This window comes from Azospirillum oryzae (genome assembly GCF_900177515.1).
In the GTDB taxonomy this organism is placed as follows: domain Bacteria; phylum Pseudomonadota; class Alphaproteobacteria; order Azospirillales; family Azospirillaceae; genus Azospirillum; species Azospirillum oryzae_A.
In genome coordinates this window covers 191634-210964 of the sequence record NZ_FXAK01000009.1, presented here as the reverse complement: position 1 = coordinate 210964, position 19331 = coordinate 191634, and the positions used below count along the sequence as shown (strand labels likewise).

Here is a 19331-nt window from a genome sequence, read left to right as displayed (position 1 = left end):
GGACTGAGAGGATCGTGGTGCATGTTCATGGAAGCATTCCCTGTTCGACTAGGCTGTCGTAAATGGCCAGCGCTCCCGCTTCGGCTGTCGGGTTGACCAGCAGTTGGCCTTTTCCGCTCTTGCTCTCGGTCGCCGCTTTCAGCCGGTCGAGGGCCGAGCCGCCGCGCTTCACTCGCATCAGCTTGGGCTTTGGTCGCCAAGGCCGATGCTCACAGTCCGACAGGAAGAGGTCGGCGGTCGCCTGGGCCGCCACCGGCTCGATGACGCCCCGCCGGGCCGGGCCGAATGCCGAGGCGCGGGCGGGCGGGGCGGAAGGATGGATGGTCGCCACAAAGCGGCCGGTGGCGGTCAGCGCCCGCCGCTGTCCGCGTGGCAGCGCCTGAACGAGGTCCGCCGCGCCCGCCATTGCGTCCGGCGCGTTGGTAGGGCCGATCCTCACCACATCCGGTACGACGGCGGCATCGAGACCGCGGGCGATCAGATAAGGCAGCATGCCGCTGCCCTCGCCGTCCTCCGCCTGACGTCCGGTCAAAACCACCGATGGATCGAACTGGCGCAGATGGGCGATCAGCGGTTCGATCGGATCGGTTCCCTCCGGCAAGGTCAGCAGCGTCAGCCGCTCCAGCCCCATGCCGAGATAGGCGCGCAGCGCCTCGGTGTCGGTGGCCGGGCCGGCATGGATCGCCGTCAGCCGCCGCGGGCGCAATGCAAGTGCCATCTCCAGCGCCTGCGCGTCGGTGGCGGCACGCCGGGCGCGTCCGGATACCGGATGGCGGCCGATGGACAGCAGCACGGCGACATTATGCATGACGGCGCTCCCGGATGAGCCGGATCAAGGCGGGCATGACGGCTTGCGCATCGGCGACGATGGACAGGTCGGCCCGCTTGATCATCTCGGCGTGGAGGTCGGTGTTGATGGCGATCACGTGGCGGACGCCGGTGATGCCCTGAAGATGCTGCGGCGCGCCGGCGATGCCGAAGGCGAGGTAGCAACGGGCGCTGACCACCGTACCGGAGGCGCCGACCTGCCGTTCGCGCGGCAGATGGCCGGCATCGCAGACCACGCGGCTGCCGGCGCGGGTGGCGCCCAGCGCCTCGCCCAGCTCGGCGAAGCTCCCCCAGTCGGTCACGCCATTGCCGGCGCTGAGGATGAAGTCGGTCTCCGACAGCGACAGGGCGTCGGGATCGACGGACAGCCGGCGGGCTCCGCCCAGGCGGGGCAGAACCTCCTCCCCGGCCGTCTGCGGAGCGGCGAGGTCCAGCGGCCGGGCCTCGTGCCGCACGCCGTCGAGAGGGGCGAAGGCGTCCGCCGCCACCGTCATCAGCCGGGTGGGGCGGTGGCCGGTCTCCAGCGACCCGCCGGCCGACTGCCGGGTCGCCCGGTCGGGGCCGAGGCTCTGCACGCCGGCGAACAGCCGCTCTCCCGCCGCCGCCGCGACCCGCCGTGCGACATCGGCACCGTCCGGGCTGTCCGGGAACAGGATGTGGCGGGGGGACAGCGCCTCCATCAGCGCCGAAGCGGCGGCGGCGCGCCGTTCCGGCACGTAATCGTCGGCCCAGCCGTCGGGCAGGGCGACATGGCGGTCGGACCCGGCCACCGCCAGCGCCTCGCCCGAACCTGTTGAGACGGTCACCACTGCACCGCCACCGGCGTCGGCCAGTAGGCGGGCGGCGGCGATCACCTGCCGGTCATGCTCGCTGACCTCACCGCCGGGGCGGTCGAGCATGGCGAGGATGAGATAGGCCGGCTCGGCGATCACCTGCAGCGGGGGCGCAGGGGCAGCGGCAATTGCGGCGCCCATCATCGGAGCAATGCCGGCGGAGGCCGCGTCGCGCGTCCAATCGTAGCGTGGGCGCGGGTGGTGCTGGACCAGGGCGGCGTCGCGGATGGCGCGCGGGTCGCGGCGGCGTTCATTCGTCGTGGCAGCGACCGGCAGCCGCAGCAGGCGCGGGCGCTGGCCCGTCAGGATTGTGCGGGCGGCGCGTTCGGCGCGGGGATCGACACGGCGGCGGATGGTCGGAGGAGTGGTCATCGGGCGGTCTCCGTCGCGGCGAGCACCAGTTCGGCAATCTCCGCCACCTCCGGCCGGGGACCGACGACGCCTTCCAGCATCAAGGCGCAGTTGGGGCAGGCGACGGCGACCATCGAGGCGCCTGTCTCCCGGACATGCTCCATGCGGACGTCGGGGATGCGGCGTTCGCCCGACACGTCGGTCAGCGGGGCGCCGCCGCCGCCGCCGCAACAGCTCGACCGCAGGCCGGAGCGCAGCATCTCCCGGCGCTCCACCCCGATGGCGTCCAGCAGGGCGCGCGGCGCCTCGATCTCGCCGTTATAGCGGCCGAGATAGCAAGGGTCGTGAAAGGTGACGCTGCGCCCGACCGGACGGGTTACGGTCAGCGCGCCATTGGTGATCAGCTCCAGCAGCAGGGCGGTGTGATGGACCACGGTCCAGTTGCCACCGAAGGCCGGATATTCGTTGCGCAGCGTGTGCAGCGCGTGGGGATCGGCGGTGACGATGCGGTTGAAGCGGCGGGCGTTCAGCGTCGCCACGTTGCGGGTGGCCAGCGACTGGAAGGTCGCCTCGTCGCCCAGCCGGCGGGCGACGTCGCCGCAGTCCAACTCCTCGTCACCCAGTACGGCGAAGTCCACCCCGGCGCGGCGCAGCAGCACCACCAATGCCCGCAGCGAGCGCTGGACCCGCAGGTCGAAGGCGCCGTCGCCGACCCACAGCAGCGTGTCGCAGAAGCCGCCGGCCGGCAGTCGGGGCAGCGACAGGTCGGCCGCCCAGTCCCAGCGGCGGGAGAGCGCACGGCCGCCGGGATTGTCGGTGGCGCGCAGCTCCTCCAGCATGACGGCGGCCTTGCCGGGGGTGGCGCCCAGTTCCAGCGTCTGGAAGCGGCGGAGGTCGACGACGGCGTCCACATGCTCGATCATCATCGGGCATTCCTGCACGCAGGCGCGGCAGGTGGTGCAGGACCACAGCGTGTCGGGATGGATCATCGCATCCGGCCCGATCAGCGGCAGGGCCGCTCCGCCATGGGCATTGCCGACGCCGCGACCCGGATGGGGATTGCCGGCATAGGCGGCGTCGCTGGCTTGGCTGTCCATGGCGGCGACCAAGTCCTGCACCAGCTTCTTCGGGTTCAGCGGCAGGCCGGCGGCATAGGCCGGGCAGGCCGTCTCGCACCGCCCGCACTGGACGCAGGCGTCGAAGCCGAGCAGCCGGTTCCAGGCGAAATCGACCGGACGTTCAACGCCCAGCGCGCCCGGCTCGGCAAGACCGGCATCCTCCGCCGGAGCGAGCGGCAGCGGTTTCAGCCCGGTGTCGCGCCCCTTGCCGTCGTGGAAGCGGGCCGGGCGCGGGTGGAAGGCCAGATGCAGCGCCCCATGCACCGCGTGCTTCAGCGGCCCCTTCCACACGCCCCACACCAGATCGGCCAATGCCAGTCCGGCGATCGCGACCAGGACCAGGGCCAGCGCCTCCGGCATCACGCCGCCCAACGACTGATCGAGAGACACCACCAGCAGGCAGGCGGAAAAGCCCAGGAGCGACACCGGAAGGCGGGCGAAGCGGCCCTGCGACAGCTCGCGCGGACGAACCACGCGGCGGCGATGCCAGACCATCAGCGATCCCGCCAGCATTGCCGCCAGCACGACGGCCAGCAGCAGCCAGACGATGCGCCAGCCGGCAAGGCCGACGCCCATCGCCACCAGCAGCCCGATCGCCGCAAGGAAGCCACCGGCAGCCAAAGCATGGAACCGGGCGTTGAACGGCGTCCGCCCCACCACATGGTGAACATCGACCAGATAACGGCCGGGCAGGGCGCGCAATCCGGCGACCACACCGACCGTCGCCGGCCGGCCGGCGAGCCAACGCCGTGACTGCCAAGCGGCCAATGCCGCGCCGATGGCGAGGACGGCAAGGACGACGGTGGTAAGAGCGGTGGCGATCACGTCGAACGGCTCCTGTCGCGTGGCGGGGGCGGAGGTGTCAGATGTCCTTGCAGAGGCGTGCTGCGTCGTAGATGGCGGCGTGGATGTTGCGGCCGGCCACCGCGTCGCCGATGCGGTGCAGCGTATAGCCGCCATGGCCGTTGGCCTGCACCGGCTGCGGCCGGCCGGCGATCAGGCTGTCGAGATCGGTCTGGCCGTGGTTCAGCGAATGGTCCTTCAGATCGAAATAGAGGCCGTCGTTGGGCAGCGTGCCCAGCTCCACCACGATCTGGTCGACCAGCCGCTCCTCCTCCTCGTGGGTGTATTCGTTGCGCAGGACGGCGACGCGGCGGTTGCCCTCCGGATAGATTTCCACGAGCTGGTGGTTGGTGGTCATCACCACGTTCAACTTGTACAGCTCGCGCAGGTGAATCGGCTGGTTGGTGGTGCCGACCTCTTCCGCGATCATGCGGTCGGGGGTGGCGATCTCCACCAGCGCGCCGCGCTTGGCCATGAATTCGGCGCAGGAGGCGCCGTGATGCTGGCCGGTTCCGTCATACATCAGGACGGTCCCCGTCGGCTCCACCACCCCGGTCAGGACATCCCAGGTCGACACCGCCAGATCGGCGCCCTTGAAGTCGCCGCGGTTGGGCCGGCCGCCGGTGGCGAGGATCACCACGTCGGGATTCTCGGCCTCCACGGCGGCGCGGTCGGCCTCCACCCCAAGGCGGACATCGACGCCCAGCTTGGTGACCTGTTGGGACAGCCAGCGGGTGATCCCGCTCATCGCTTCGCGCCAGGTCGCCTTGGCGGCGATGCCGATCTGGCCGCCGGGGGCGGCATTGCGTTCGAGCAGCACGACCGAATGGCCGCGCTCGGCGCAGACGCGGGCGGCTTCCAGGCCGCCGGGACCACCGCCGACCACGACCACGCGGCGCTTGCGCTCCGCCTTCGGGATCACATGCGGCATGGTGCTTTCGCGCCCGGTGGCCGCGTTCTGGATGCACAGCGCGTCGCCGCCGACATAGATGCGGTCGATGCAATAGCCGGCGCCGACGCACTGCCGCACGTCGTCCAGCCGCCCCTCCATCAGCTTGCGTACCAGATGGGGGTCGGCGATGTGGGCGCGGGTCATGGCGACCATGTCGACATGGCCTTCCTCCACCGCGCGGGCGGCGGTGGCGAGGTCGGTCACGCGCTGGGCATGGAAGACGGGGATGCCGGCCTCGCGCTTGATGCCGCTGGCCAGATGCAGGAAGGGGGCGACCGGGAAGGACATGTTGGGCAGCGAGATGGCGTGCGCGAGATGATCGCGCGCCTGCCCGCCCAGCACGTTGACGAAATCGATCAGCCCGCGTTCGGCGTAGGTGCGGGCGATGGCGATGCAGTCCTCATGGCTGAGGCCGTCGTCGATCAGCTCGTCTCCCGACATGCGCATGCCGACGATGTAATCGTCGCCGACCTCGGCGCGGATCGCCTCGAACACCTCGATGCCGAAGCGCATGCGGTTTTCCAGGCTGCCGCCATACTTGTCGGTGCGCCGGTTGACCGAGGGGCTCCAGAACTGGTCGATCAGATGCCCGTGGGCGGCCGACAGCTCGAACCCGTCCAGCCCGCCTTCCTTGCAGCGGCGGGCGGCGGCGGCATAGCTGGCGATGATCCGCTTGAAGTCGAAATCCTCCATCTCCTTCGGCGTGTTGCGGTGCGCCGGTTCGCGCGCGGCCGAGGCGGAGACGGTGGGCAGCCAATTCTCGGTGTCCCAGCGGGTGCGCCGGCCCATGTGGGTCAGCTGGATCATCAGCGCCGCGCCATGGCGGTGCACCCGGTCGGAGAATTCGCGGAAGAAGGGAATCACGCTGTCGTCGGCGACGGAAATCTGGTTCCACGGCGCCGCCGGGCTGTCCACCGCGACGGAGGAGGAGCCGCCGAACATCGTCAGACCGATGCCGCCTTTGGCCTTTTCCTCGTGGTAGAGCTGATAGCGTTCCTTCGGCTTGCCTTCGGACCCGTAACCCGGCGCGTGGCTGGTGCTCATCACGCGGTTACGGATCGTCAAATGCTTGATCTGCAGAGGCTTCAGAAGGGCTTCGGCGGGTGAGGACATGGCAGGAACGATCCCCAGTATTGAGCCTGCCAAGAATTCACCATCGGCGCGATTGTCGCGTTGCCCCCCGCGACCGGGAATTACCTTTTTGCGACAGGAGCGGAACGATGCGACGCCGGTGCGTCAGATAATTGAATTCTTTAGGAAAATTGGGAGCATCGCTACCCCTGTCACTCCGTCGCCACCCCCTCGTGGGCTGTCGGCGCCGGGTCTTCGAACAGGCGGCGGTCGGGCAGCAGGGAGTCGCCGTTGGTGCGCCGGAAAGCGGCGAGAGGCGAGAGATGCGGATCGGCTTCCGCATCCGGCTCGGCGGTGCGGCGCACTTCGGACGGCGATATGCCGAACAGTTCGCGGAACTGGCGGGAGAAATGGGCGCAGTCGGCGAAGCCGGCCTCGTTCGCGATGGCGGTGACCGAACGCTTGGTGTTGCGCAGCAGCCAGTGGCCGTAGCGCAGGCGCAGCGTGCGGTAGTAGGTGGCCGGGCTGGTGCCGACGGCCAGCCGGAACAGCCGCTCGAATTGGCGGGTGCTGACGTTCAGGCGGCGGACGATCTCCTCCACCGACAGCGGATCGCTGATGTGCTGCTCCATCAGCAGCAGCGCGCGGCGGACGCGGTCGTTGGTGATTTCCACCACCGTCGGCGGCTGCGGTTGCGACTGGCTGGCGGGACGCGCCTTGTCGATCAGCAAGATGTGCATGGTTTTCTGGGCGGTGGCGCGGCCCAGATGGCGCTCGATCAGGAAGGCGGCCAGATCCGCCACCCCGGCGCCGCCCGAACAGGTGATGCGGTCGCGGTCCACCACGTAAAGCTGGTCGGCCACCGGCACCAGATCGGGGAATTCCTCGATGAAATCGCGGTGATGATACCAGCTGACGCAGCAGCGCCGGTTCTTCATCAGGCCGATGCGACTCAGCACGAAGCTGCCGGTGCAAACGCCGACCAGGGTCACGCCATAGGATGCCGCGGCGCGCAGATAGGCCAGCGTCTCGTCATCCAGCTGCGGACCGGCGTGCAGCAGCCCGCCCACCACGACCACATAGTCGAAGCGGCGGGGATCGGTCAGCGGTTCCCAGCGGGCGACGCCGATGCCGCAACTGGACATCACCGGCTCCGCCCGCGATCCCATGATCGTCCAGCGGCAGCGGATCTGGCGCGACCGGTCGCCCTCGTCGGCCGCCAGCCGCAGCGCGTCGATGAAGGGGGCAAGCGCCGTCAACGTGAAGTTGTTGGTCAGGATGAACCCGACCGACAACAGCGCGCGTTCCTCCTGCCGGGGTGCGGGACCGCTACCGCCGAAACGGCGATATTCCACTGTCTTCCCCACCAGGATACCCTCCCAGTCCCACGGCCCGAGGCAGACGGCCGTGACCCGTCCTTCGGGATGCTAGCGTCAACCGCCAGCTCCCCGGAAGACAATTCGTTGGCGATGATTCTAACGCTCTATCACCAGATCACTGGTCGGACGGCTGCAGCAGAGCAGAATCAACCCCTGGTCGATTTCACGTTTGCGGATGCCGCCGGTGTGGCTCATTTCCACCGTACCGGAAATCAACTTCGTCTTGCAGGTCCCGCACATCCCGCGCGAGCAGGAGGTCGGAACCCGGACGTCGGCGGCCGATGCCGCGTCCGCCACGGCCATGTCCGGCGGGCAGGCGAACACCCTGCCAGTCTTCGCGAATTCGACGCGGAAGCCGTCCATGGGCGCTGCCACCGGGGCCGGTGCGGACGGTGCCGACGGCTCTCCCGCGGCAAGCTCGGCCGTCAGTTCCTCGAAATTGAAGCTTTCCTGATGGTAGCGGCTCATGTCGAAGCCACCGTCCTCCAGGAAGGCGCGCACCGCCTTCATGAAGGGGCCTGGGCCGCAGACATAGACCTCCCGCTCCTTGAAGTCCGGAGCGATCATCCCGAGCATCGGCAGCGACAGCCGGCCGGTGAAGCCGGCCCAATGGGATTCGGTGCCGATGCCCTCGCACACATGGGCGACGCGCAGGCGGCGACCGGGACCGGTCAGCGCGTCCAGTTCGCGCCGGAAGACGATGTCGGCAGGCGTGCGGGCGGCATGGACGAAGACGATGTCGTGATCCTCGCCCAGGTCGTCGAAGGTCCGGGTCATCGACATCAGGGGCGTGACGCCGCTGCCGCCGGACAGGAACAGGAACTTGCGCGGAGTCCCGGTGTCTCCCGGCGTGAATTCGCCGAGGGGACCGACCGCGCGGATGGTGTCGCCCGGCTTCAGCGTGTCGTGCAGCCAGTTCGACACCGGGCCGCCGGGCACGCGCTTGACGGTGATCGAGAGCCGGTGCGGCCGCGCGGCGGAGGAGGAGACGGTGTAGCTGCGGTGAATGATCCCGCCGCCGATGGGCAATTCCAGCGTGATGAACTGACCCGGCTTGAACCGGAACAGGCAGGGGTTCCGCGGCGCGAAGACGAAGGTCTTCACGTCATGCGTCTCGTCCCGCACCGCCCGGCACACCAGCGTGTCGTCGATTTCCGGATCCCAATCCCGAACCGGAGGCGGAGCCGCATCCTGCTGCATCGTCATCTCTCTATCTTGAGCCCTGAACCCTGAGGCGTCACAGCGGGCGATCCCGGCGGTTTGATTGCCGGGATCGCCTCGGGGGTCACATCATTCCGCGGCGACACTCACCGGCGCCTGCTTGCCCAGCAGATGCTCGGACATGCGGCCGACGTACCATTCCGTGAACTTCTCCACGAGCGGCTCGGTGTAGGGCGAATAGGGACCCGGCTCGTAGGCGGGGCTGAGGGCGCCGCTGTGCGAGATCTCGACCAGATCGGCGTCCTGCTGGTTGGTCGCTTCCCACACCTCGGTCAGGCGGTTCAGGTCATAGTCGACGCCCTCGACCGCGTCCTTGTGGACCAGCCAGCGGGTGCGCAGCAGGTTGCGGTCGGGACCGAGCGGGAACACCGAGAAGGTGACGATGTGGTCGCTCATGAAGTGGTTCCACGAGTTCGGCTGGGTCCAGAAGGACAGGGCGCCCAGCTTGCGCTCGGTGATCGAGCCCAGCAGTTTCTTGGAAGCGCTGCGGGTGTCCTTGGTGTGGGCCTCGCCGGCGCCGTCCAGCGGCAGGCGCTCGGCGCGGAAACCGGTGGTGTCGGTCAGATGCTCGACCTCGCGGCTGGGGAAACCGGCCGCTTCCCAGCCGGTGTGGCAGGTCTGCACCAGCGCGTCGTACTTGGCGGCATGCTCCATCCGCTTCGGATTGGTGCCGTCGGGGGCGAAGCCGAAGCCGTATTCGAAGAGCGGGATGGTCAGTTCCGGATGGTTGGCGACACAGTGGTAGCATTCACGATTGTTCTCCATCGTGAGCTTCCAGTTGCCCTTCTCGATCAGGTCCACCGTCTTGGCGATCTTGCAGTTCTTCAGATCGTGCGGAAGGATGTAGGGCTCGATGACCGCCGCCATGCGGTCGATGTCGTCCGGCGCCTCTTCCGCCAGGCAGATGAAGATCAGGCCGCCAACCGACCGGATATGCACCTTCTTCAGGTTCCGGCACTTGCGGTCGAAGTCGTTGCCCATATGCTCGGCGAACAGAAGCTCACCGTCCTGGCCGTAGGTCCACTGGTGATAGCTGCAGACCAGATTGCCGACCGAGGTCTTCTCCTGGAGGATGATGCGCGCGCCGCGATGGCGGCAGACATTGTGATAGGCGCGCAGCTCCATGTCGTCGTCGCGCATGACGATGACGGAGGTCTTGCCGATATCCACCACCATCACGTCGCCCGGCTCCGCCACGTCCGGTTCCACACCCACATGCAGCCAGTGGCGACCGAAGATGATCTCCATGTCCAGCTTGAAGATCTCCTCGCTGGTATAGAACGGGGCCTCCAGGCTGTGCCCCTTCTTTCGACGCGTCAGCAGGGCTTCTATGGAAATCTCGGACGACATGGCGGTTGACCTTCTGCGGGAGTGGGGCCGGGTGTTCGCGGAACCGCTTCAGCCTTGACCGGGCTGTTGCTACTTTCGATTCCACGACACACAGCCTGCCGCCCGCCGCGGCGTGCCGCGTTCTGGAATGCGACATCAACTTTAAAAAGGCCGACAGGCGCACCTGTCTTTTTGCGCAAGCTGGACTTCGACAGTAGTCGTTTTGCGACATGTCGTGATTATTCAAGAACAACGGCCGTTCCGGTCTTTCGGGAGCGTGGCCTGCCGCCATCGGAAGAGAGCCGATCCGCATCCATGACGCCTCGTGTCCACAGAGCTGTCGCGGCGCTTCCCTATTTCTATGGAAGACTTTGAAACATCTGCCTGGAAACCGGGCAACATTCTCCGGCGGCGCGGGGTTTGGACAAAGCTGTCGCAAATCCGATACGAATTGCCGCTCTGATGAAGGTTTTTTGCTTTCGGGGCCGGCATTCTTCCTCAATCAGCACTGATGCCATCAAAGAACCCGTTGGTCGGAAACGACTTTCCGCGTCGATGCAGGAAGGTGGCCGTCGGCCCATGCATGCGTCCGATCCAAACTTCGGCGCGGCAAAGCTTGGCCGTCCCACCAAACGGGTCCAAACAAACAAACGATAAGAGGAGGCTTCTTGATGAAAATCTTCGGTAAAGCCTTGGGCGTGCTGCTTTCGGCGGCCATGACGGTCAGCCTGGGGGCTGCCGTGGTCGCCGCCCCGGCGCAGGCCGCCGAGAAGTCCATCAACATCGGCTGGACGGCCTGGGCCGACGCCGAGGCGGTGACCAAACTGGCCAAACGTGTGATCGAGGAGCGGTACGGCTACAAGGTCGAGCTGACCATGGCCGACATCGGCATCCAGTATCAGGGCATCGCCAGCGGCAAGCTGGACGCCATGCTGATGTCGTGGCAGCCGTTGACCCACAAGCCCTATCTCGACAAGGTCGGCAAGGACGTGGTCGATCTCGGCCCGCTCTACACCCGCGCCCGCCTGGGCTGGGTGGTGCCGGACTACATTCCCGTCGATCAGGTCAAATCCATCGAGGATCTCAAGAAGCCGGACGTGCAGCAGAAGCTGGGCGGCAAGATCCAGGGCATCGATCCGGGATCGGGGCTGATGCAGGCGTCGGAGAAGGCGCTGAAGACCTATGACCTGAAGGGAATGCAGCTGGTGTCGGCCAGCGACGCCGGGATGCTCGCCGCTCTGGAGCGCGCCATGAAGCGCAACGAGTGGATCGTCGTGACGAGCTGGAGCCCGCACTGGATGTTCGCCAACTGGAAGCTGCGCTACCTGGAGGACCCGAAGGGGGCGCTGGGCGGCCTGGAAAGCGTGAACGCGCTCGTCCGCAAGGGCTTCTACCAGGATCATCCGGATGTCTTCGAGTTCCTGAACCGGATGGTCCTGCCGATCGGCGATCTGGAGGCGATGATGCAGGAGGCCCGCCAGACCAGCTACGAGCAGGCGGTCGACAATTACATCAAGAACAACAAGGCCCGGATCGATTATTGGGTCACCGGCAAGCTTTGATCGGTAGCCGCGCCACCGCCCTTAACGGCGGTGGCGAAAGCGGTGGCCGCGCCCCCTTTCCCGCACAGGTCCTGGAGGCGGTCCGTTCATGGTGCAGCCGCGCGGCGGACGGCCGTCTCCGGCCATTCAGGTTTTCAGTCCTTCAACGACGGAGGTCGCCCATGAACCCGTCTGCTCACCTGCAGGGCACCGTGTCGGCAAGCGCCGCGATGGTGTCGGCTGAAGGACTCTGCAAGCTTTATGGCGGCAATGCCGCCCAGGCATTGACCATGCTGCGCGCCGGTGTCGACCCGGCCGATATTCTGCGGGAAACCGGCGCCACGGTGGCCGTCGCCGACGTGGCGTTCGGGCTGTCGGCCGGCGAAATCGTCACGGTGCTGGGCCGGTCCAATGCGGGCAAGTCCACCCTGCTCCGCCTGGTGAACCGGCTGGTCGAACCGACGGCCGGGACCGTGGTCCTCAACGGGCGCGACATGGCGACGATGAAGCCGGCCGAACTGGTGGCTGCCCGTCGCGACGCCATGGCGATGACCTTCGGCGCCGTGGCGCTGATGCCGAACCGCAGCGTTCTGGACAACGTCGCCTTCGGGCTGGAGATCGCAGGATTGCGCCGGCGCGACCGGCGGGACCGGGCCCTGGCCCTGCTGACGCAGATGGGACTGGCCCAGTTCGCCGCCCTGCGACCACAGGAGGTTCCGGCCGAAGCACGGCTGCGGATCGGTCTGGCACGCTCCCTGATCGCCGATCCGCCGCTGTTGCTGATGGATGCGCCCTTCGCCGGGGTCGATCCCGTCCTGAGGCTGGAGCTGGAGGCTGAATTCCTCGACTGGCAGCGGGCGCACCGGGCGGCCGTGCTGCTCACCACCCAGGACCCGGACGAGGCAATGCGGCTTGCCGATCGGATCGCCTTCATGGAGTCGGGGCGCATCACCCAGATCGGCACCCCGGACGAAATTCTGGAGACGCCCGCGAACGACCATGTCCGCTCCGCCTTTCAGGACATCGCGGACCGCCGCCGCCAGCGCCTGCGCTCCGCCCATCTGGAGGAGCTGATTTCCCATTTCGAGCGAACGGCGATGGAGGGGCTGGACATGGTGGGGTCGTCGGCGGGCGCGCTGGACGGCACCGCGCGTCAGCTGACCGGCATCATCGACCGCACCAACGAGCAGGCGGGCGCCACCGTCGTGGCGGCGGAGCAGATCGCCGGCAATGTCCAGTCGGTCGCCGCGTTGGCCGACGACACCTTCCGGTCGTTGGAGGAGATCCGCGTGCGCATCGACGACTCCGCCCGGATCGCCCAGTCGGCGGTGGAGCAGGCCCGCAAGGCCGACGAGTCCGTGCGTAGCCTGCGGCAGTCGGCCGAGGATATCGGCAATGTCGTGCGCATCATCGAGCAGATCACCGGACAGACCAACCTGCTGGCCCTGAACGCCACCATCGAAGCGGCCCGCGCCGGCGAGGCGGGCAAGGGCTTTGCGGTGGTGGCGCAGGAGGTGCGCCAGCTGGCCAGCCAGACCGGCAAGGCGACGCAGGATGTCTCGCTCCGGATCCAGGCGATGCAGGATGCGACCGGCAACGCCGCCCAGGCCCTGCAAAGCATCACCGCGGTGATCGCGGAGATCAGCACCGTATCGCTCGCCATCGCCCAGTCGATGCAGGCGCAGGCCGCCGCCTCCGCCACCATTCACGCCAGCATCGATCAGGCGGCATCGGGGGCGGGCGTGGTCGCACGCAACGCCCGCCATGTCACCGGCGGTGCCCGCGACACCGAAAGTGCCACCCGGCACGTCCTGTCCGCCGCTGCGGATCTGGCCGGCCAGACCGAACGGCTGCGCAGCAGCATCGAACAGTTGCTGGACGGCATCCGTACCGGATGACCGGCAACGTCACCCTTATCGAGAGAATGTTGATCCCATGACCAATCCGCTGTTCCGTGTCGGCGAAGCCACCGTGTTCGCCAAGGAAGGCCAGTTCACCGACGCCATGCCGGAGATCGTGATCGGCACGGTCGATGGTCCGGCCGGCCACGCGTTCGCCACCATGATGGGGCAGACCGCCGGCCACACCCGCATGTTCGCGGTGCGGGATTGCAACCAGATGGTCCGTCCGGCCACCATGATGGTGTCCAAGGTGACGATGAAGTCCAGCGCCTATGTCGACCTGTTCGGCGGCGTCGTCCAGGCGGCCACCGCCGACGCGGTGCTGGACTGCGTCATCGAAGGCATCCTGCCGCGTGACGGGATCAACGACCTGTGCATTCTGGTGATGGTCTGGATCGATCCCCGCTGCCCCACCGATCCGAACCTTGATCGCGCCGATCTCTACCGCACCAATTACGAGGCAACCAAAATCGCCATCGGCCGGGCGATGCGCAATGAACCCACCATCGACGAACTGATCGAAAAGCGGCACACGGTCCGGCATTTCATGCTGGATCCGCTGGAGTAACCGACCCGCCCGACACAGCAGGCCATCAAAAAGCCCGCCTCCGATCAGGAGCGCGGGCTTTTTGCCGTAGGGCCGCTTGCCCCAGTCACCGTTCCTGCCGGCTATCGCCGCTCCACATTCGGCAGGAAGACGGTCAGCAGCCCCAGGAGCGGGAGGAACGAGCAGGCGGAATAGACGAAGCCGATGCCGCGCCAGTCCGCGACGACGCCGAGCCCCGCCGCACCGATGCCGGCGACGCCGAAGGCCAGCCCGAAGAACAGGCCCGAGACCAGACCGACCCGGCCGGGCAGCAGCTCCTGCGCATAGACCACGATGGCGGGGAAGGCCGATGCCAGGGCCAGCCCGATCATGGCGCTGAGAACCACCGTCGCCGTCAGGCCGACATAGGGCAGGGCCAGGGTGAAGGGCAGGATGCCGAGGATCGAGACCCAGATCACCGTCTTGCGGCCGATGCGGTCGCCAACCGGGCCGCCGATCACCGTACCCGCCGCCACGGCCGCCAGGAAGACGAACAGGCAGAGCTGGGCGTCCCCGGTGGACAGACCGAAACGGTCGATCAGGTAGAAGATGTAGTAGCTGGTGATGCTGGCCAGATAGACGTACTTGGAGACGATCAGCGCGATCAGGATGCCGACGGCCCGGGCGACCTGTCCGGCCGGCAGTTCGATCCGATGCGTCGGCTGCCTGCCACTTGCACGGGGCTTGGCGTTCAGCCGCTGCCAGCTTCCCAGCCGGACCATGACCACCATGCCGGCAAGGGCGGCGACGGCGAACCAGCTGAGGCTACCCTGGCCGTGGGGCAGGATGACGAAGGCCGCCAGCAGCGGGCCGAGCGAGGAGCCGAGATTGCCGCCGACCTGGAACAGCGATTGGGCCAGCCCATGGGCACCGCCGGAAGCCTGCCGCGCGATGCGCGACGCTTCGGGATGGAAGACGGACGACCCGAAGCCCAGCAGCATCCCACCGGCCAGCAGCGCCGGAAAGCCGGGCGCCCAGGCCAGGGTGAGAAGCCCGAGCAGGGTGGAGCCCATGCCGAACACCAGCGAATAGGGCATCGGCCTGCGGTCGGTGAACAGACCGACCAGCGGCTGCAGAAGCGATGCCGTGACCTGATAGACGAAGGTCAGCAGGCCGAGCTGGGCGAAGCTGAGGCCGAACTCGTCCTTCAGGATCGGATAGACCGCCGGCAGCAGCGACTGGATCATGTCGTTGAGCAGGTGGCAGGCGCTGATCGCGGCCAGAATGGAAAAGGCCGTCGAGCCGGCGCCGGGCCGGCTCAGGGTGGTATCGGTCACGGGGGCATGCCCTCTTCTCTCCGCCTCAGGCGTTGGGTCCGGACCATCCACTAAAGGAGGGGATGGTCCGGGATCGCCCGGCATGTTGCGTTGAATGCGCCGTAAGCCTACGGTCGGCAGAGAAGGCCCGCCACCGCGGTCAGGCCAGTTTTCTACGAGATCGGGCCATGGTCAGAAATGTCCGCGTCGACGAGATCGATGCCGTCCAGCGACCGTTGCTCGCCACCACCCACGATTACCCGGACGGCGGCACGCTGCCGCTCCACCGGCACCGGCGCGGACAGCTGATCTCCGGCATCACCGGGGTGCTGATCATGTCGACGCCGCAAGGCCGATGGGTGGTGCCGCCGGACTTCGGTCTATGGATCCCGCCCGGCGTCATGCACGAGGTCCGCATGATCGGGGCGGTGACCACCCAAAGCCTCTACCTTGATCCGGACCTGACCGGCGACATGCCGGACCGCTGTCAGGTCGTCGGGCTTTCTCCCTTCATCCGCAGCCTGATTTCCCGCGCCGTGGATGTCCCGGCCGATTACGATCCGGACAGCCACGACGGCGCGGTGATGGCGCTGATCCGCTACGAGATGCGGCATCTGCCGGCCCAGCCGCTGACCGTTCCGTTCCCGACGAACCCGGCCTTGGCCGAGCGCTGCCGGCGCTTTCTTCGGCAGCCGGCGGTGCACGAGACGATCGAGCAATGGTGCGACGAACTGGCGGTCAGCCGGCGTGCCTTCACCCGGCTGTTCCGGCGGGAAACCGGGTTGAGCTTCCTGGAATGGCGCCAGCAGGCCTGCCTTGCCGCCGCCCTGCCGCGGCTGGTGGCGGGGGAGAGCGTCACCACGGTCGCGCTCGACCTCGGCTATGACAATCCCGCCGCCTTCACGGCGATGTTCAAGCGGGTGCTGGGATCGTCGCCGCGCGCCTATCTCAAGGGTGCCGGCTGACCCCTCCGATCATGGGTATCGCATCGCCTCCAGGTCGGCGATGAGACCGGGGCCTAGCGGTCGCCAGCCGAGCGTCGCCTGCGTCAGGGCGCTGGATGCCGCCATGTCGATGCCCGCGAACATCGCCATCCAACCGAAGGACTCCGGCGCCTTGTCCTGCGGGATGGAGACCGCCGGGATCTTCAGGCCACGCGCCAGCGTTTCGACGATTTTGCGGGTCTCGACCCCCTCCTCGCCGACCGCGTGGTAGCGGGCGCCGGGTTCCGCCTTCTCGATGGCCAGCCGATACAGGCGGGCGACGTCGCTCAGATGGCCGGCTGACCAGCGGTTGCGCCCCTCGCCGATGTAGGCTGCGGCCCCCTTTTCGCGGAAGATGGCGATCAGCGGGGTGATCAGCCCCTGCTTCTCGGTGTTGTGGACCTGCGGCAGCCGCATCACCGCGACGTTGACGCCGGCATTCAGCAGCTCGTTGCCAGCCCGCTCCGATGCGATGCGCGGATTTGGGTGGGACTCGTCGAAGACATCCTCCCGGGCGAGCCTGCCATGGCCGGCACCACCGATACCGACCCCGGAGGTGATCAGCAACGGACGCGGGGATCCCTTCAGCACCTCGCCCAACGCGCCAATCACATGTCGGTCCTTTTCGCAATTCTCGACGAAGCGAGAGAAGTCGTGGTCGAATGCGGTGTGGATCACTGCATCGGCCCTTTCGGCACCGCTTCGAACGCTTGCCGGGTCCTCCAACGTGCCATGGTGCGGCTCGGCCCCGGCGGCTTCCAGCGCGCGGGCGCCGTCGCCGGACCGGGTCATGCCGATGACCTGATGGCCGGCCTGGAGGAGTTCGGAGAGCACCGCCCGGCCGATAAAGCCCGTGGCGCCGGTGAGGAAAATGCGCATGGGAAAATCACCTTTCCAATTTCGTCCCCCACTGTGAGGCTCCTTGATATCCTGTTAAAGTAGTGACGTTTTCCTAGTATAACGGCTACCAGGATTGCCGATGCAGCCCGACTCCAAACAGGCAGACAAGGCCAACACACTTGCCGCCTTCCTGCGCGACCGCCGCACGCGGCTCGATCCGGCGGTCTTCGGCTTCACGGGGCGCCGCCGCACGCCGGGATTGCGCCGGGAAGAGGTGGCGCAACGGGCCAACATCAGTCCGACGTGGTACACGTGGCTGGAACAGGGGCGGGGAGGCGCGCCGTCGGCCGACGTGCTGGATCGGATCGCCGGCAGCCTGCTGCTGACCGATCTGGAACGGGAGCATCTGTTCATCCTGGCGCTCGGCCGCCCGCCGGAGATGCGGTACAGACCGGCGGACGGTGTCAGTCCGCGTCTGCAACGACTGCTGGATGCGTTCGACGCCTGTCCCGCCTTCATCAAGACGGCGACCTGGGACGTGCTGGCCTGGAATCAGGCCGCCGCGGTCGTTCTGACCGATTACGCCACGCTTCCGCCCGACCGACGCAACATCCTGCGGCTGGTGTTCTGCAATCCGGCGATCCGGGCCAAGCAGAAGGATTGGGAAGGCATGGCGCGGTTCCTGGTCGGCGCCTTCCGTGTCGATGCCGCCCGCGCCGGGGCGGTGAAGGAGATTGCCGACCTCGTCGACGAGATGTGCCGGGCCAGCGCGGATTTCGCCCGGTTCTGGAAGGAGAACGACGTCTATGCGCCGAGTGAGGGGATCAAGCGCCTCCAGCATCCCGAACTCGGCAGCATCGAGATGGAGTTTTCCGGATTCGCCGTCGACGGCCGTCCGGACCTTGGGCTGCTGGTCTACAATCCGCTGGATGAGCAGATCAAGGACCGCATCCGTGCCCTGGTCGCCAGAAGGATCGGGACGGGACCAGCCGGGCACTGAACCATCGGTTCGATCGCGTTCATCGGCTCATTGCTGACCGCGGATAGCTTGCCGAAACATTGGTGCACAAAGCCCGGGATGGTGGTGGTCGGGAGGGCGAGCGGGTATAGGCGGCCCGATGAAGTCGAGCCCGTGATGCCGTACAAGGCCAATGAGCCCCGCCGCCACACGATCCCGAAAGCCCGCTACCGGTTTGAGAACTGGGCGGCCCACGATGCGGCGCTGCGCCGGAGCGGTGACCTGACGATCTGGGTGACGCCGGAGGCGATCGCCACCTGGACACCGCGGGCTTCGGGCCGACGCGGGCGGCCAGCGCGCTATTCCGATGTCGCCATCGAAGCGGGGCTGATCACCACCGGTCGCGATGCCGCCGTCATCGCTCCCGCAGCATGTCCTCAAAGGCGTTTGCCGCTTTGCTGCGGTAGCGTTCCTTGTGCCGGAGCAGGAAGAAGGGACGAGGAACCGACGGATACGCGGATTCTGCGAGAAGCCCTGCAGAGAGTTCGCTTGCAGCGGCGCTCCGCGAGGTCAGGGTCGCACCGATGCCGGCCTCGACCGCACTCAAGACCGCCTCGTTCCCTGGCAGTACCATGACGACGTTCAGATCGGACATCATCAGTCCTTCTCCTTCGATCATCGTCTTGAATGCATGGCGTGTGCCGGACCCCGTTTCACGCAGGACCCATGCGGATGCCATCAGCAGGGCACGATCGACAAACGGCTGCGCGACGATCGGGTGGTCGGGCGGCGCGACGATGATCATTTCATCGATCGCGATCGTTCGGGAGGAAATGGTGGAACGATCGACCTTTCCCTCCACCAAGCCGATCTCGACGGTTCCGGAATCGACGGCGTTGGCAACGGCTTCGGTGTTGCCGATCCGGATGTCGAACCGGATTCGCGGATAGCGGGCATGGAACCGCGCAAGCCGGGGGGGCAGCCAGTACGCCCCGATCGTCTGGCTTGCCATGACCGAAAGTTCACCACGCTGAAGGCCCGCCAGATCGTTGAGCGCCGCTTCCGCCGCACGCGCCTCGGCCAGCACCCGCTTTGCCCTTTCCAGGAACACCTGTCCGGTCTGGTTGAGATTGATGGACCGACCGATGCGGTCGAACAACGTCACGCCATGCCGCTGTTCGAGCGCCGATATGGCGGCGCTAACGGCCGACTGGGTCATGTTCATTGCCTTCGCCGCTTTGGTGATGTGCTGATGCTCCGCGACGACCACGAATATCCGCAACTGTTCCAGGGTCATGACCACCACCGCTAGGGTCGTGAATGATATATCAATCGATTTTC

At 67.2% G+C, this 19331-nt stretch carries 15 protein-coding genes and 1 pseudogene; 6 read left to right on the top strand and 10 right to left on the bottom strand.

Annotation, left to right across the window (positions count from 1 at the left end; genetic code table 11):
* Positions 1-25: 25 nt before the first annotated feature.
* The 7 genes from B9N97_RS29435 to B9N97_RS29405 all read right to left on the bottom strand — a co-directional run bounded on the left by B9N97_RS29435 (position 26) and on the right by B9N97_RS29405 (position 9946).
* Positions 26-808, bottom strand: coding sequence for an adenine nucleotide alpha hydrolase family protein (locus tag B9N97_RS29435; RefSeq protein WP_085091380.1), 783 nt, complete (start codon positions 806-808; stop codon positions 26-28).
* The gene (locus B9N97_RS29430) at positions 801-2033 is read right to left on the bottom strand and encodes an electron transfer flavoprotein subunit alpha/FixB family protein (protein ID WP_085091379.1); all 1233 of its coding nucleotides are present in this window, start codon (positions 2031-2033) and stop codon (positions 801-803) included. The genes B9N97_RS29435 and B9N97_RS29430 overlap by 8 nt, the downstream gene beginning before the upstream one ends.
* Positions 2030-3955, bottom strand: a complete 1926-nt coding sequence (locus B9N97_RS29425; protein ID WP_085091378.1) for a (Fe-S)-binding protein — start codon at positions 3953-3955, stop codon at positions 2030-2032. The genes B9N97_RS29430 and B9N97_RS29425 overlap by 4 nt, the downstream gene beginning before the upstream one ends.
* Positions 3956-3992: 37 nt before the next feature.
* Complete coding sequence (locus tag B9N97_RS29420; RefSeq protein WP_085091377.1) at positions 3993-6038, bottom strand: NADH:flavin oxidoreductase; 2046 nt, start codon at positions 6036-6038, stop codon at positions 3993-3995.
* Between the two features lie 170 nt (positions 6039-6208).
* Entirely contained in the window at positions 6209-7363 is a 1155-nt protein-coding gene (locus B9N97_RS29415) for a GlxA family transcriptional regulator (protein ID WP_244560996.1), read from the bottom strand.
* A 108-nt stretch (positions 7364-7471) separates the two neighbouring features.
* The gene (locus B9N97_RS29410) at positions 7472-8581 is read right to left on the bottom strand and encodes an FAD-binding oxidoreductase (protein ID WP_244560995.1); all 1110 of its coding nucleotides are present in this window, start codon (positions 8579-8581) and stop codon (positions 7472-7474) included.
* An 84-nt stretch (positions 8582-8665) separates the two neighbouring features.
* On the bottom strand, positions 8666-9946 hold the full coding sequence (locus B9N97_RS29405; protein WP_085091375.1) for an aromatic ring-hydroxylating oxygenase subunit alpha: 1281 nt from the start codon (positions 9944-9946) through the stop codon (positions 8666-8668).
* A 650-nt stretch (positions 9947-10596) separates the two neighbouring features.
* Between B9N97_RS29405 and B9N97_RS29400 the strand changes: the two genes are divergently transcribed.
* The 3 genes from B9N97_RS29400 (at position 10597) to fae (ending at position 13935) form a co-directional block, all read left to right on the top strand.
* The gene (locus B9N97_RS29400; protein WP_085091374.1) at positions 10597-11487 is read left to right on the top strand and encodes a glycine betaine ABC transporter substrate-binding protein; all 891 of its coding nucleotides are present in this window, start codon (positions 10597-10599) and stop codon (positions 11485-11487) included.
* 161 nt (positions 11488-11648) lie between these two features.
* Positions 11649-13364 (top strand): methyl-accepting chemotaxis protein, encoded by a 1716-nt coding sequence (locus B9N97_RS29395; RefSeq protein ID WP_244560994.1) that lies wholly within the window; start codon positions 11649-11651, stop codon positions 13362-13364.
* 37 nt (positions 13365-13401) lie between these two features.
* Positions 13402-13935 (top strand): formaldehyde-activating enzyme, encoded by a 534-nt coding sequence (fae, locus tag B9N97_RS29390; protein ID WP_085091373.1) that lies wholly within the window; start codon positions 13402-13404, stop codon positions 13933-13935.
* Between the two features lie 101 nt (positions 13936-14036).
* Here fae and B9N97_RS29385 read toward each other — a convergent pair whose 3' ends face one another.
* Entirely contained in the window at positions 14037-15230 is a 1194-nt protein-coding gene (locus B9N97_RS29385) for an MFS transporter (protein WP_085091372.1), read from the bottom strand.
* Positions 15231-15397: 167 nt separating this feature from the next.
* Between B9N97_RS29385 and B9N97_RS29380 the strand changes: the two genes are divergently transcribed.
* A complete protein-coding gene (locus tag B9N97_RS29380) occupies positions 15398-16174 on the top strand; it encodes an AraC family transcriptional regulator (RefSeq protein ID WP_085091371.1) in 777 nt (258 codons plus the stop codon).
* Between the two features lie 9 nt (positions 16175-16183).
* On the opposite strand, the gene B9N97_RS29375 is transcribed toward B9N97_RS29380, so the two are convergent.
* Positions 16184-17071: an SDR family oxidoreductase gene (locus B9N97_RS29375; RefSeq protein WP_085091370.1), complete on the bottom strand. Its 888-nt coding sequence runs from the start codon at positions 17069-17071 to the stop codon at positions 16184-16186.
* Positions 17072-17171: 100 nt separating this feature from the next.
* On the opposite strand from B9N97_RS29375, the gene B9N97_RS29370 reads away from it, so the two are divergent.
* Entirely contained in the window at positions 17172-18032 is an 861-nt protein-coding gene (locus B9N97_RS29370; RefSeq protein WP_085091369.1) for a helix-turn-helix transcriptional regulator, read from the top strand.
* 135 nt (positions 18033-18167) lie between these two features.
* A pseudogene (locus B9N97_RS35300) lies at positions 18168-18383 on the top strand (transposase); the annotation flags it as partial.
* Between the two features lie 22 nt (positions 18384-18405).
* Here the strand turns inward: B9N97_RS35300 and B9N97_RS29360 are convergent.
* Complete coding sequence (locus B9N97_RS29360; protein ID WP_085091791.1) at positions 18406-19287, bottom strand: LysR family transcriptional regulator; 882 nt, start codon at positions 19285-19287, stop codon at positions 18406-18408.
* Positions 19288-19331: the final 44 nt, after the last annotated feature.

Excerpts from the sequence above, each read along its gene's own strand:
- B9N97_RS29435 (WP_085091380.1), bottom strand. The coding sequence starts at position 808 with ATGCATAATGTCGCCGTGCTGCTGTCCATCGGCCGCCATCCGGTATCC.
- B9N97_RS29430 (WP_085091379.1), bottom strand. The coding sequence starts at position 2,033 with ATGACCACTCCTCCGACCATCCGCCGCCGTGTCGATCCCCGCGCCGAA.
- B9N97_RS29420 (WP_085091377.1), bottom strand. The coding sequence starts at position 6,038 with ATGTCCTCACCCGCCGAAGCCCTTCTGAAGCCTCTGCAGATCAAGCAT.
- B9N97_RS29410 (WP_244560995.1), bottom strand. The coding sequence starts at position 8,581 with ATGACGATGCAGCAGGATGCGGCTCCGCCTCCGGTTCGGGATTGGGAT.
- B9N97_RS29405 (WP_085091375.1), bottom strand. The coding sequence starts at position 9,946 with ATGTCGTCCGAGATTTCCATAGAAGCCCTGCTGACGCGTCGAAAGAAG.
- B9N97_RS29400 (WP_085091374.1), top strand. The coding sequence starts at position 10,597 with ATGAAAATCTTCGGTAAAGCCTTGGGCGTGCTGCTTTCGGCGGCCATG.
- B9N97_RS29395 (WP_244560994.1), top strand. The coding sequence starts at position 11,649 with ATGAACCCGTCTGCTCACCTGCAGGGCACCGTGTCGGCAAGCGCCGCG.
- fae (WP_085091373.1), top strand. The coding sequence starts at position 13,402 with ATGACCAATCCGCTGTTCCGTGTCGGCGAAGCCACCGTGTTCGCCAAG.
- B9N97_RS29380 (WP_085091371.1), top strand. The coding sequence starts at position 15,398 with ATGGTCAGAAATGTCCGCGTCGACGAGATCGATGCCGTCCAGCGACCG.
- B9N97_RS29375 (WP_085091370.1), bottom strand. The coding sequence starts at position 17,071 with ATGCGCATTTTCCTCACCGGCGCCACGGGCTTTATCGGCCGGGCGGTG.
- B9N97_RS29370 (WP_085091369.1), top strand. The coding sequence starts at position 17,172 with ATGCAGCCCGACTCCAAACAGGCAGACAAGGCCAACACACTTGCCGCC.
- B9N97_RS29360 (WP_085091791.1), bottom strand. The coding sequence starts at position 19,287 with ATGACCCTGGAACAGTTGCGGATATTCGTGGTCGTCGCGGAGCATCAG.